General features: G+C 66.9%; 12 protein-coding genes. 10 read left to right on the forward strand and 2 right to left on the reverse strand.

What is annotated here, in order from left to right:
• Window positions 1-98: 98 nt before the first annotated feature.
• The 9 genes from folP (at window position 99) to phoR (ending at window position 9,679) form a co-directional block, all read left to right on the forward strand.
• Window positions 99-905: a dihydropteroate synthase gene (gene folP / locus Bsp3421_RS18805; protein WP_443111592.1), complete on the forward strand. Its 807-nt coding sequence runs from the start codon at window positions 99-101 to the stop codon at window positions 903-905.
• 25 nt (window positions 906-930) lie between these two features.
• A complete protein-coding gene (gene glmM, locus Bsp3421_RS18810) occupies window positions 931-2,289 on the forward strand; it encodes a phosphoglucosamine mutase (protein ID WP_274002354.1) in 1,359 nt (452 codons plus the stop codon).
• Window positions 2,290-2,989: 700 nt separating this feature from the next.
• Entirely contained in the window at window positions 2,990-4,021 is a 1,032-nt protein-coding gene (gene pstS / locus Bsp3421_RS18815; protein ID WP_274002356.1) for a phosphate ABC transporter substrate-binding protein PstS, read from the forward strand.
• A gap of 89 nt (window positions 4,022-4,110) precedes the next feature.
• On the forward strand, window positions 4,111-5,088 hold the full coding sequence (gene pstC, locus Bsp3421_RS18820) for a phosphate ABC transporter permease PstC (protein WP_274002358.1): 978 nt from the start codon (window positions 4,111-4,113) through the stop codon (window positions 5,086-5,088).
• Complete coding sequence (gene pstA, locus Bsp3421_RS18825; protein ID WP_274002359.1) at window positions 5,085-5,981, forward strand: phosphate ABC transporter permease PstA; 897 nt, start codon at window positions 5,085-5,087, stop codon at window positions 5,979-5,981. The genes pstC and pstA overlap by 4 nt, the downstream gene beginning before the upstream one ends.
• Window positions 5,982-5,996: 15 nt before the next feature.
• Window positions 5,997-6,845, forward strand: a complete 849-nt coding sequence (gene pstB / locus Bsp3421_RS18830) for a phosphate ABC transporter ATP-binding protein PstB (RefSeq protein WP_274002361.1) — start codon at window positions 5,997-5,999, stop codon at window positions 6,843-6,845.
• 18 nt (window positions 6,846-6,863) lie between these two features.
• Window positions 6,864-7,568 (forward strand): phosphate signaling complex protein PhoU, encoded by a 705-nt coding sequence (gene phoU / locus Bsp3421_RS18835; RefSeq protein ID WP_274002363.1) that lies wholly within the window; start codon window positions 6,864-6,866, stop codon window positions 7,566-7,568.
• Between the two features lie 31 nt (window positions 7,569-7,599).
• Window positions 7,600-8,301 (forward strand): phosphate regulon transcriptional regulator PhoB, encoded by a 702-nt coding sequence (gene phoB / locus Bsp3421_RS18840; RefSeq protein ID WP_017332664.1) that lies wholly within the window; start codon window positions 7,600-7,602, stop codon window positions 8,299-8,301.
• 67 nt (window positions 8,302-8,368) lie between these two features.
• The gene (gene phoR, locus Bsp3421_RS18845) at window positions 8,369-9,679 is read left to right on the forward strand and encodes a phosphate regulon sensor histidine kinase PhoR (RefSeq protein WP_274002365.1); all 1,311 of its coding nucleotides are present in this window, start codon (window positions 8,369-8,371) and stop codon (window positions 9,677-9,679) included.
• Between the two features lie 65 nt (window positions 9,680-9,744).
• On the opposite strand, the gene Bsp3421_RS18850 is transcribed toward phoR, so the two are convergent.
• Window positions 9,745-10,536: an SDR family NAD(P)-dependent oxidoreductase gene (locus Bsp3421_RS18850; RefSeq protein ID WP_274002367.1), complete on the reverse strand. Its 792-nt coding sequence runs from the start codon at window positions 10,534-10,536 to the stop codon at window positions 9,745-9,747.
• 99 nt (window positions 10,537-10,635) lie between these two features.
• Here Bsp3421_RS18850 and Bsp3421_RS18855 point away from each other — a divergent pair, with 99 nt between their 5' ends.
• Window positions 10,636-11,232: a TetR/AcrR family transcriptional regulator gene (locus Bsp3421_RS18855; protein WP_274002369.1), complete on the forward strand. Its 597-nt coding sequence runs from the start codon at window positions 10,636-10,638 to the stop codon at window positions 11,230-11,232.
• A 33-nt stretch (window positions 11,233-11,265) separates the two neighbouring features.
• Here the strand turns inward: Bsp3421_RS18855 and ppk1 are convergent, their stop codons facing one another.
• Window positions 11,266-13,329: a polyphosphate kinase 1 gene (gene ppk1 / locus Bsp3421_RS18860; RefSeq protein WP_274002371.1), complete on the reverse strand. Its 2,064-nt coding sequence runs from the start codon at window positions 13,327-13,329 to the stop codon at window positions 11,266-11,268.
• Between the last annotated feature and the right edge of the window lie 221 nt (window positions 13,330-13,550).

Consider the following 13,550-nt stretch of genomic DNA (forward strand, 5'->3'; position numbering starts at 1 on the left):
ACGCGTCGCTCTTATCCGTGTCCAGATCTTCTTTCCCGTTCGTCCCCGCGCCGCTGCGCTGCGGCCGCTTCACGCTCGACTTCACCCGTCCGCTCGTGATGGGCATCCTCAACGTCACCCCGGATTCGTTCTCGGACGGCGGCCGCTATCTCGCGCGCGACGCCGCGCTGCGTCAGGCCGAGCAGATGCTGGCCGACGGCGCGGACCTGCTCGACATCGGCGGCGAATCGACCCGCCCCGGCGCGCCGCCGGTGCCGCTCGACGAGGAACTGGCGCGCGTGATCCCGCTCATCGAGGCGCTGCGCGGGGCCGGCGTGCCGCTGTCGGTGGATACCTACAAGCCGGATGTGATGCGTGCGTCGCTGGCGGCCGGCGCGGACCTGATCAACGATATCTGGGGGCTGCGCCAGCCGGGCGCGATCGAGGCGGTGAAGGACAGTGAATGCGGGCTGTGCGTGATGCATATGCTCGGCGAGCCTCAGACCATGCAGGTGGGCGAACCGGCCTACGATGACGTGGTCGGCGAGGTGCGCGATTTTCTCGCGGCGCGCGCGACGGCCCTGCAGGCGGCGGGCATCGACGCCCAGCGCATCAGCGTCGATCCGGGCTTCGGGTTCGGCAAGACGGTGATCGAGCACAACTACGCCTTGCTCGCGCATCTGCCCGCGACCACGCCCGCGCGGCCCGACGGCCGGCCTTACCCGATCCTCGCCGGCATGTCGCGCAAGTCGATGCTGGGCGCGGTGATCGACAAGCCCGCGCCGGAGCGGGTCGCGGCGAGCGTCGCGGCCGCGCTGTGCGCGGTGGAGCGGGGCGCGGCGATCGTGCGGGTGCACGATGTCGCGCCGACCGTCGATGCACTGAAAATCTGGCATGCCGTGCGCGAAGCCGCACGTCGCGCTTAAGTCGAAACAAGGAGGAATATTCCCTATGGGACGTCGTTATTTCGGTACGGACGGCATTCGCGGCACGGTTGGCGAGGCGCCGATCACGCCGGATTTCGTGCTGCGGCTCGGCTACGCGGCCGGCAAGGTCCTCGCGCGCGCCTCGGGCGCCCAGGCCGCCGGCGCGCGACCGACGGTGCTGATCGGCAAGGACACGCGGGTGTCGGGCTACATGCTTGAAGCCGCGCTGGAGGCGGGCTTCTCGGCGGCGGGCGTCGACGTGATGCTGGCCGGCCCGATGCCGACGCCGGGCGTCGCATACCTGACGCGCGCGCTGCGCCTGTCGGCGGGCGTCGTGATCAGCGCGTCGCACAACCCGTACCACGACAATGGGATCAAGTTTTTCTCGGCCGACGGCAACAAGCTCCCGGACGAGACGGAGTCTGAAATCGAGGCGTGGCTCGACAAGCGGCTCGACTGCGCGCCGTCCGACGGGCTCGGCAAGGCGCGCCGGCTCGACGACGCGGGCGGCCGCTACATCGAGTTCTGCAAAAGCACGTTCCCGGCGGCGTTCGATCTGCGCGGCATGAAGCTCGTGATCGATTGCGCGCATGGCGCGGCCTACCAGATCGCGCCGCACGTGTTTCACGAGCTCGGCGCCGACGTGATCCCGATCGGCGTCGCGCCGAACGGTTTCAACATCAACGACGGCGTCGGCGCGACCGCGCCGGACGCGCTGATGCGTTCGGTGCGCGCGAACCGTGCGGATCTCGGCATCGCGCTCGACGGCGACGCGGATCGGCTGCAGGTGGTTGACGGCGCGGGCCGCCTGTACAACGGCGACGAGCTGCTGTACGTCCTGGTCAAGGACCGGATCGCGACCAACGGCCGGGTCGACGGCGCGGTCGGCACGCTGATGACGAATCTGGCCGTCGAGGTGGCGCTGAAACAGGCGGGCGTGCAGTTCGTGCGCGCGGCGGTTGGTGACCGCTATGTGCTCGAACAACTGCACGAGCGCGGCTGGCAGCTTGGCGCGGAGGGGTCGGGTCATATCCTGTCGCTCGATCGTCATTCGACCGGAGACGGCATTGTTTCCGCGCTGCTGGTGCTGGCCGCGCTCAAGCGCAGCGGGCAGACGCTCGCCGAGATGCTGAACGGCGTCACGTTGTTTCCGCAGAAGCTGATCAACGTCCGCATGAAGCCGGGCGCGGACTGGAAAGGCAGCGCGGCGATCCGCGACGCGATTGCGTCCGCCGAGCAGGCGCTGGCCGGCAGCGGCCGGGTGCTGATCCGTGCCTCGGGCACCGAGCCCGTGTTGCGCGTGATGGTCGAGGCCGAGGATGCCGCGGCCGCGGCCCGCCATGCGGAGGCGATCGCCGAGGTGGTGCGCGAAGCCACCACCTGAGCGCAGCGCGCGGGCCGGCGGACCTGTCCGCATATCCATGACTTTTACCTCTCATGATATGCCCCGCCCACAAAATCCCGGACAGGTCCGGGCCGGCCGTCACGCCGGCGGCGCGCGCATCCTGCATCGCTCAGTCCCTCAATCCGGCGTGGCGTCAGCCGCGCCGCGCACCGGCACCGCGCACCGCGCACCGCGCACCGCGCACCGCGCACCGCGCACCGCGCACCGCGCACCGCGCACCGCGCACCGGCACCGCGCACCGGCACCGCGCACCGGCACCGCGCACCGGCACCGCGCACCGCTCACCGCTCACCGGCACCCGGCACCGGCACCGGCACCCGGCACCGGCACCGCTCACCGGCACCGGCACCGGCACCGGCACCGGCACCGGCCACCAGCCACCAGCCACCAGCCACCAGCCACCAGCACCCGCCGCGCGGGGCCATCCCCAACGCTTCACGGGCTTCTATTTCACGCATCTCCGGCGCCCGCCGCGGGATTTTTTTCCGTCCCGTGACTTTTCGCCTACCCTCTACAGGCGGGCTTGCCCAGCCGCGCATCGCCGCCCATTTTCCCGCGTTGCCGCCTTTCAAACAGTCATGTTACTGTCACGCCAGTTTCATCGATTGTCACATTACCGTCATGAGCAGCCCCTAATCTTCGCGGTGCCGTAGTCATCCGCTCACACACTGGAGGTCTCATGAAATTGATGCAAACCGCGTTTGCCGGCCTGGCTGGCGCGCTTTTCGCGGTCGCCGCGCACGCCGCCGACATCACCGGCGCGGGCAGCACCTTCGCGATGCCGATCTACACGAAATGGGCCGCTGACTACCAGCAGTCCGGCGGTGCGAAGATCAACTACCAGGGCATCGGCTCGTCGGGCGGTCTCAAGCAGATCATCGCGAAGACGGTCGATTTCGCCGGCTCCGACGCACCGCTGAAGGACGATGAACTGGCCAAGGAAGGCCTGTTCCAGTTCCCGACCGTCGTCGGCGGCGTGGTGCCCGTGATCAACGTGCCCGGCGTGAAGCCCGGCGAGATCGCGCTGTCGGGCCCGGTGCTCGGCGACATCTACCTGGGCAAGATCAAGAAGTGGAACGATCCGGCGATCGCCGCGCTGAACCCGAAGGTCAAGCTGCCGGATACCGACATCGCGGTGGTGCGCCGCGCGGACGGCTCGGGCACGAGCTTCATCTGGACGAACTACCTGTCGAAGGTCAACGAAGAGTGGAAGTCGAAGATCGGCGAAGGCACGACCGTCAACTGGCCGACCGGCACGGGCGGCAAGGGCAACGACGGCGTCGCGGCTTTCGTGCAGCGTCTGCCGGGCGCGATCGGCTACGTCGAGTGGGCGTACGCGAAGAAGAACAACATGGTCTACACGGACCTGAAGAACGCGACGGGCAACGTGGTCGAGCCGAAGACCGAAACCTTCAAGGCAGCGGCCGCCGGCGCGAACTGGTCGAAGTCGTTCTACCAGATCCTGACGAACCAGCCGGGCAAGGATGCATGGCCGGTGGTCGGCGCGACCTTCGTGCTCCTGCACGCGAAGCAGGAAAAGCCGGCGCAAGGCGCGGAAACGCTGAAATTCTTCGACTGGGCGTTCAAGAACGGCTCGAAGGCCGCGGATGACCTCGACTACATCTCGCTGCCGTCGGCGGTCGAGACCGAGATCCGCAAGCAGTGGAAGGTCAAGGTGACGGACGCAGCAGGCAAGTCGGTCGCCGAGTAAGCGGCAGCGGTTCGCCGCCCGGTTCACCGGGCGGCGTGTGCGGTACCGGTGGGCGGCCCAGGCCGTCCGCCCCTGAATAACAGGCTCCCATGTCTGATTTTCCTCTCGCGTCGACGAGCCAAGGGCTCCAGCGCGCGCCGAGCCGGCTCGGCGACCTCATCTTCGGCGGCCTGACGCGTCTCGCTGCGATCGTCACGCTGCTGCTGCTCGGCGGCATCATCGTTTCGCTGATCATCGCGTCGATGCCGACCATCCAGAAATTCGGCCTGGCCTTCCTCTGGCAATCCGAATGGGATCCCAATTCCGACGTGTACGGGGCGTTGGTGCCGATCTACGGCACGATCGTCACGTCCCTCATCGCCCTCGTGATCGCGGTGCCGGTCAGCTTCGGCATCGCGCTGTTCCTCACCGAGCTGTCGCCCGTCTGGCTGCGCCGTCCGCTCGGCATCGCGATCGAGCTGCTCGCCGCGATCCCGTCGATCGTGTACGGCATGTGGGGCCTGCTCGTGTTCGCGCCGATCTTCGCGGAATACTTCCAGAAGCCCATCGGCAAGCTGCTCGGCCCGATCCCGGGGCTCGGCGCCTTGTTCCAGGGCCCGCCGATCGGCATCGGCATCCTGAGCGCGGGCGTGATCCTCGCGATCATGATCATCCCGTACATCGCCTCGGTGATGCGTGACGTGTTCGAGGTCACGCCGGTGCTGCTCAAGGAGTCGGCCTACGGAATCGGCTGCACGACCTGGGAAGTGATGTGGAAGATCGTGCTGCCCTATACGAAGACCGGCGTGATCGGCGGCGTGATGCTCGGCCTCGGCCGCGCGCTCGGCGAGACCATGGCCGTGACCTTCGTGATCGGCAACACCAACCTGCTCGACAACATCTCGCTGTACTCGCCGGGCAACAGCATCACCTCCGCGCTCGCCAACGAGTTCGCGGAAGCGGCGCCGGGCCTGCATACCTCGGCGCTGATGGAACTCGGGCTGATCCTGTTCGTGATCACCTTCATCGTGCTGGCCATCTCCAAGCTGATGCTGCTGCGCCTCGAAAAAGGAGAGGGCAAGAAATGAGCGAGCCTATTCTGAACCTGCCGGGCGGCGTGCGCGGCGCGGCGCTCGACGCGATGCGCGAGAAGCTGCAGCGCCGCCGCAAGGCGACCAACGCGATGGCGCTCACGGCCTCGCTGGGCGCGATGGTGTTCGGCCTCGTGTGGCTCGTCTGGATTCTCTACACGACGCTGCATCTCGGCATCGGCGGCCTGTCGGTGTCGCTGTTCATCGAGTCGACTCCCGCGCCGAACACCGCGGGCGGCGGCCTCGCGAATGCGATCGTCGGCAGCCTGATGCTGGTCGGCCTCGCGACCTTCGTCGGCACGCCGGTCGGGATCCTCGCGGGCGTCTATCTGGCCGAGTACGGCCAGAAGAACTGGCTCGCGAGCCTGATGCGCTTCATCAACGACATCCTGCTGTCCGCGCCGTCGATCGTCGTCGGCCTGTTCGTGTATGCGCTCGTGGTCGCGAAGTCGGGCCGCTTCAGCGGCTGGGCCGGCGTGATCGCGCTCGCGCTGCTGCAGGTGCCGATCGTGATCCGCACCACCGAGAACATGCTGAAGCTGGTGCCGAACGCGCTGCGCGAGGCGGCCTTTGCGCTCGGCACGCCGAAATGGCGGATGGTGATGGCGATCACGCTGCGCGCGTCGATCGGCGGGATCGTGACGGGCGTGCTGCTCGCGGTCGCGCGGATCGCCGGCGAAACCGCGCCGCTCCTGTTCACCGCGCTGTCGAACCAGTTCTTCTCGCTCGACATGAACCAGCCGATCGCGAACCTGCCGGTCACGATCTACAAGTTCGCCATGAGCCCGTTCGCCGAGTGGCAGTCACTCGCCTGGGCCGGCGTCTTCCTGATTACGCTCGGCGTGCTGGGGCTCAATATCCTCGCGCGCTCGATCTTCTCGAAAAAGTAACGGCGGAGCAATCCGATGAACATGGCAGAAAGCCACCTGAACTCCATCGATCGCGCCACGGCGCCGGCCGGCGGCCACGCGCAACCGGGCGAGAGCCCGCTCGCGCCGCTCAACGCGAAGATCGAAGTCAACAACCTGAACTTCTTCTACAACAAGTTCCATGCGCTGAAGAACATCAACATGCGCATCCCGGAAGGCAAGGTGACCGCGTTCATCGGCCCGTCGGGTTGCGGCAAGTCGACGCTCCTGCGCACCTTCAACAAGATGTACGCGCTCTATCCGGAGCAGCGCGCGGAAGGCCAGATCGTGATGGACGGCGAGAACCTGCTCGAGACCACGCGCGACATCTCGCTCCTGCGCGCGCGGATCGGCATGGTGTTCCAGAAGCCGACCCCGTTCCCGATGTCGATCTATGACAACATCGCGTTCGGCGTGAAAATGTTCGAGAAACTCACGCGCTCGGAGATGGACGACCGCGTCGAGTGGGCGCTGACCAAGGCCGCGCTGTGGAACGAGGTGAAGGACAAGGTTCACCAGAGCGGCTACGGGCTGTCCGGCGGCCAGCAGCAGCGCCTGTGCATCGCGCGCGGCATCGCGATCCGGCCGGAAGTGCTGCTGCTCGACGAGCCGTGCTCGGCGCTCGACCCGATCTCGACCGGCCGCATCGAGGAACTGATCGCGGAGCTGAAGAGCGACTACACGGTCGTGATTGTCACGCACAACATGCAGCAGGCGGCGCGCTGCTCGGACTACACGGCGTACATGTACCTGGGCGAACTGATCGAGTTCGGCGAGACCGAGAAGATCTTCATCAAGCCGGTGCGCAAGGAAACCGAGGATTACATCACCGGCCGCTTCGGTTGATGAGGGAGAGAACACATCATGTCGGATAAACATCTGTCCAGCCAGTTCGACGCCGATCTGAACGCGGTGTCGTCGAAGGTTCTGGAAATGGGCGGCCTCGTCGAGGCGCAGATCACGGAGGCGATGCACGCGCTCAACGAGTTCGACCGCGCGGCGGCCGAGCGCGTGATCGCGGCGGAAGAGCGCCTCAATCACATGGAAGTCGAGATCGACGAGGAGTGCGGCAACATCATCGCGCGCCGCCAGCCGGCCGCGCGCGACCTGCGGCTCCTGATGTCGATCTCGAAGACGATCACGAACCTCGAGCGCGCGGGCGACGAGGCGGAGAAGATCGCGAAGCGGGTGCGGCGCCTCGTCGACGAGCCGGTCGCGCGCAGCGTGAACATCGCCGAGATCAAGATCTCGGGCGAGATGGCCGTGACGATCCTGCGTCGGGCGCTCGACGCGTTCGCGCGCCTCGACACGGTCGCGGCCGCGCAGATCGTCAAGGACGACAAGGAAATCGACCTCGAATTCCGCGCGTTCGTGCGCAAGCTCGTGTCGTACATGCAGGAAGATCCGCGTACGATCTCGGTCGGGCTCGACTATCTGTTCATCGCGAAGGCGATCGAGCGGATCGGCGACCACGCGAAGAACATCGCCGAATTCATCATCTACATCGTGAAGGGCACCGACGTGCGGCACCAGCCGCGCGATCTGCTCGACCGCGAAGCCAACAGTTAACACGTCACTTTAAGGACGGACAGAGGTGCCGATGCCCAGCAACATTCTTGTCATTGAAGATGAGCCTGCGATTTCCGAATTGATCTCGGTGAATCTTCAGCACGCGGGCCATTGCCCGATTCGCGCATACAACGCGGAGCAGGCGCAGAACCTGATCAGCGACGTGCTGCCGGATCTGGTGCTGCTCGACTGGATGCTGCCGGGCAAGTCCGGCATCGCGTTCGCGCGTGACCTGCGCAACAACGAGCGCACCAAGCATATCCCGATCATCATGCTCACCGCGCGCGGCGACGAGCAGGACAAGGTGCTGGGTCTCGAGATCGGCGCGGACGATTACGTGACCAAGCCGTTCTCGCCGAAGGAGCTGATGGCGCGCATCAAGGCGGTGCTGCGCCGCCGCGCGCCGCAGCTGACCGAGGACGTGGTGTCGATCAACGGCCTGCGCCTCGATCCCGCCACGCACCGGGTCGCGGCGCACGCCGAGGGCAGCGAGATCAAGCTCGACCTCGGCCCGACCGAGTTCCGCCTGCTGCATTTCTTCATGACGCACCCGGAGCGCGTGCACAGCCGCACGCAGTTGCTCGATCAGGTGTGGGGCGATCACGTGTTCGTCGAGGAACGCACCGTCGACGTGCACATCAAGCGCCTGCGCGCGGCGCTCAAGCCGGCCGGCTGCGATGCTATGATCGAAACCGTGCGCGGCAGCGGCTACCGGCTCGCCAAGCACGCATGACATCACCCGCGGCGCGCCGCGCGCGCTGCCTGAATCACACAGTTTTCCTCTTGCTTGAGCGCCATCCATGAACATCATCTGGGCGCGTTTTCTGGTGTCGCTCGTGCTGCTCGCGCTGCTGAGCACGCTGATCGGCGTGTTCATCGGCATCAGGAGCGCGCTGGTCTTCGCGCTCCTGATGCTGGTCGCGCAAAGCTTCTTCGGCACCTTTCATACACAGCGCCTGTGGCGTCTGCTCGATGCGCCCGTCTACGGCGAGGTGCCGAGCGCGCCGGGCATCTGGGGCGAAATCTATTACCGGTTGCACAAGCTGGCCAAGCAATGGCACGCGCAGGTGCGCCAGGTCGAGCAGCAGCACTCGCGCTTCATCCAGGCGATCCAGGCCTCGCCGAACGGCGTCGCGATGCTCGACGACCGCGACCAGATCGAGTGGTGCAACGCGATCGCCGAGGTTCACTTCGGGCTCGACGCGAAGCGCGATCTGCGCCAGCACATCACGCACCTGGTCCGGCATCCTGATTTCGTCCGCTACCTGAACGCGCAGCATTACGACGAGATGCTCGTGATGCGCGGAATGGGCGGCGCGCGCCAGAACGTGCTGTCGGTGCAGGTGTTCCCGTACGGGGAAAACCGCAAGCTGCTGCTCACGCAGGACATCACGGAACTCGAACGCACCGACGCGATGCGGCGCGACTTCGTCGCGAACGTGTCGCACGAGTTGAAGACGCCGCTCACGGTGTTGTCCGGTTTCCTCGAGACCTTGCGCGAGCTGCCCCTGTCGGAGGACGAGCGGGCGCGTTACCTGGAAATGATGGAGCAGCAGGCGTCGCGCATGCGCTCGATCGTGACCGACCTGCTGGTGCTCGCGAAACTCGAAGGCGAAAGCAAGCCGCCCGCCGATCGCGTGGTCGACATGCGCGGCGTGCTCGGTCATCTGCGGGAAGATGCGAACACGCTGTCGAGCGGCCATCATCAGATCAGTTTCGATATCGACGAGGCGCTCTCGGTGACAGGCGCGCAGACGGAGATCTTCAGCGCGCTCGGCAACCTGGTCACGAATGCGGTGCGCTACACGCCCGAGGGCGGCAGGATCCGCGTCGAATGGCGGCGCGACGGTGCGCAGGCGGTGTTCTCGGTGACCGACAGCGGCCTCGGCATCCCGGCCGCCGACCTGCCGCGCCTGACCGAACGCTTCTACCGCGTCGACCGCAGCCGTTCGCGCGACACGGGCGGCACGGGGCTCGGGCTCGCGATCGCGAAGCACGTGCTGCAGCGGCATGACGCGCAACTGCTGATCCAGAGCGAGGAAGGGCGCGGCAGCACCTTCACCGCGCGCTTTCCCGCGCATCGCACGATCGTGAACCGGCGCGCGGCCTGAGTGCGATCCGATACGGCGAAAAAGAGGCGGCGCGAGCCGCCTTTTTCATGTCCGGCGCGCGGGTGTCAGATGTTCGCGCCGCCGTCGATCGTGATCGCCGCGCCGGTGATGAAGCGGCTTTCCTCGCTCGCGAGATAGGCGACCGCGCCGGCGACGTCGTCGGGCGCGCCGAAATGGCCGAGCGCGAGCCGGCCGCGCTGGTAGTCCGCGTGCGGACCGTCGGCCGGATTCATGTCGGTGTCGACCGGGCCCGGATGCACGAGGTTCGCCGTGACGCCGCGCGGCCCGAGGTCGCGCGCGATGCCCTTGTTGAGGCCGATCAAGGCCGCCTTCGTCATCGCGTAGACGGCCGCCGCGCCGTTGTCGACGACTTCCGCGAGGCAACTGCCGATCGTGATCACGCGGCCGCCCGCGCGCAGATGGCGCGCCGCCGCCTGGGTCGTCGCGAACACGGCGCGCACGTTGACCGCGACGAGTTCGTCGAATTCGTCGAACGTGATGTCCTCGAACGGCTTGATCAGGCCGAGCCCCGCGTTGTTGACCAGGATGTCGAGGCGGCCGAATGCCTCCACGGTCTGTTCGACCGCGCGGGCCGCCGCGCGCGCGTCGGCGGCGTCGGCCTGCAGGGCCAGCGCGCGCCGGCCGAGCGCCTCGATCTCGCGCACCACGGCCTGCGCCGCGTCGGCCGAACGGGCGTAGGTGACGACGACGTCGGCGCCGTCCGCCGCGAGGCGGCGCGCGATCGCGGCGCCGATCCCGCGGCTCGCGCCGGTGACGAGCGCGACCTTGCCGGTCAGCGGCGTGCGGCCGCGCACGAGCGGTTGGACGATGGATGGGGCAAGCACGGAGGTCGACATGATCGTTCCTTTCTGTAGTGATCGTTATAAAATGATGCGGGACGGCTGGCAGGCCGTCAATCGATTTATTTAGTGACCGTTATATAAATAGGGAATGACATGGCAGAGCGGGGACGTCCGCGTCGTTTCGACCGCGATGAAGCGCTGGCGCGCGCGATGGAACTGTTCTGGGCGCGCGGCTACGAAGCCACCAGCATGGCCGATCTGACGGCGGCGATGGGGGTGGCCGCGCCGAGCCTGTACGCGGCGTTCGGCGGCAAGGACGCGTTGTTCCGGGCGGTGGTGGAGCGTTATCTGTGCACCGACGGCCGACATGTGCTGGACGCGCTCGATGCGCCGGGCGCGGTGCGCGACGCGCTCGGGCGGACGCTGATGACGGCCGCGTGGAGCCTGACGCTCGAGGCGCGGCCGCGCGGCTGTCTGGTCGTGCTGGGCGCGCTGCCCGGCGAGGTGGCGAGCGAGGAGGCGTGCGCGCTGTTGCGCGAGCAGCGGCGCGCGTTCGTCGTGCGCTTGCGCGATCACCTCGCGCGCGCGCTGCGGGAGGGTGAATTGCCGGCTGGTGCGAGCGTCGATGCGCTCGCGGAATATTTCGTGACGGTGCTGTACGGAATGTCGATCCAGGCGCGCGACGGCGCGTCGCGCGCGCAGCTGGAAGGGGTGGCGCGGACCGCGCTCATGGCCTGGCCGGCGGCCTGAGCGTCGCGCGCGGGAAGCGGCGGCCGTCGGCGGTCACGGGCAGAATTTCGCGAGCAGGCCGAGCTGCGCGCTGCGCGGCGTCTTGCCCGCGCGGCGGCGTCGATAGTGGCCGTCGCTCTGCATCAGCCACGCGGACTGATTGTCGCCGAGGAAGACCGACAGCCCCTCGGCGATCACGCGGCGCTTGAGCCTGCGCTCGTGGATCGGGAACGCGACCTCGACGCGGCGGAACAGGTTGCGGTCCATCCAGTCGGCGCTCGACAGGTAGACGAGCTCCTTGCCGTCCGCATGGAAATAGTAGATCCGGTGGTGTTCGAGGAAGCGTCCGATGATCGAGCGCACCGTGATGTTGTCCGACAGCCCCGGCACGCCCGGTTGCAGCGCGCACACGCCGCGTACGATCAGATCGACCTTGACCCCCGCCTGCGAGGCCTCGTACAGCTCGGCGATCACGCTCGGCTCCAGCAGCGCGTTCATCTTCGCGACGATCCGCGCGCGCTTGCCGGCGCGCGCGTTGGCGATTTCGGCGCGGATGCCGTCGATGATGCGCGGATGCAGCGTGAACGGCGATTGCCACAGCGCGTGCAGCTTCAGCTCGCCGCCGATCCCGGTCAGCTGCTGGAATACGTGGTGCACGTCCTCGCACAGCGCGGGTTCGGTCGTCATCAGGCCGAAGTCGGTGTAGAGGCGCGCGGTGCGTGGATGGTAGTTGCCGGTGCCGAGGTGCACGTAGCGGCGCAATACCGACTTGCCGCCGCGCGTCACGCGCCGGACGATCAGCATCATCTTCGCGTGGCACTTGTGACCGACCACGCCGTACACGACGTGCGCGCCGACGGCCTCGAGCTGGGCCGCCCAGTTGATGTTGGTCTCCTCGTCGAAGCGCGCGAGCAGCTCGACGACGACGGTCACTTCCTTGCCGTTGCGCGCGGCTTCCATCAGCGCGTCCATCAGCGGCGAATCGGTGCCGGTGCGGTAGATGGTCTGCTTGATCGCGACCACGCTCGGATCCTGGGCGGCCTGCTGCAGCAGCTCCAGCACGGGCTGGAAGCTTTCGTACGGATGGTGGAGCAGGATGTCGCCGTGGTCGATCGCGTCGAAGATCGACGGCGCGTTGGCGATCGCGGCCGGGATCGCCGGCGTGAACGGCGCGAACTTGAGTTCCGGCAGATCGACGAGATCGGGCAACTGCATCAGGCGCACGAGGTTGACGGCGCCGTTGACGCGGTAGCAGTCCTTGTCGTTGAGATTGCTCTCGTCGAGCAGGCGTCGCACCAGGTGCGGCGGCGTATCCGCCGAGACCTCGAGCCGCACCGCGTTGCCGAGATGGCGCGCGGGCAACTCGCCTTGCAGCGCGACGCGCAGGTTGGTGATTTCGTCCTCGTCGACGAACAGTTCGCTGTTGCGCGTGATGCGGAACTGGTTGCAGCTCTTCACGGTGAGCTTCGGGAACAGCTCGCCGACGAAGTATTGCATCAGCGAGCTGAGCAGCACGAAGCCGTGCTGGAATCCCGACAGCGCCTGCGGCATGCGCACGAGGCGCGGCAGCGCGCGCGGCGCCTGCACGATGCCCATCACCGCCTGGCGGCCGAACGCGTCGCGGCCCTCCAGCTCGACCACGAAGTTCAGGCTCTTGTTCAGCACGCGCGGGAACGGATGCGCGGGATCGAGGCCGATCGGCGTGAGCACCGGCAGCAGCTCGTCGAAGAAGTGGCGGTGCGCCCACTCGATCTGCCCCTCGCTCCAGCTTTCGGGCGAATGGAAGTAGATGCCTTCGTGTTCGAGGGCGGGCAGCACGGTCTCGTGCAGCAGCGTGTACTGGCGGTGCACGAGGCGCTGCGCCCGCTCGACGACGAGGTCGTACACGTGCTGCAGCGACATGCCGTCGGGCGCGACCGCGCCGGGGTTGTCGCGCATCTGTTCTTGCAGCCCGGCCATGCGGACCTCGAAGAATTCGTCGAGGTTGCTGCTGGTGATGCAAATGAAGCGCAGCCGTTCGAGGAGGGGAACGTGGGGATCGGCGGCCTGTGCCAGCACGCGCTCGTTGAACCCCAGGATGCCCAATTCGCGGTTGAGAAGCGGGTAACGGATGGACATCGGCAGAGAAGACGGAAAATCAGGCGAAGACTCGAAAGGACGCTCGGAAATTCTCACGGTGCGATGACGTCTTGATGACAGTTTGATGTTTATCGCCAAATAATACGACGGAAAACACCGGGGCTCATCCGGATTTCCGCTATATACAATGAAGGAACGCAGGATCTCGCGTCAGGCGACACGTGAAAGCGTACTACGCTTTAAAATGGCGCCTTTGATTT

The organism is Burkholderia sp. FERM BP-3421, from assembly GCF_028657905.1.
GTDB lineage: Bacteria > Pseudomonadota > Gammaproteobacteria > Burkholderiales > Burkholderiaceae > Burkholderia.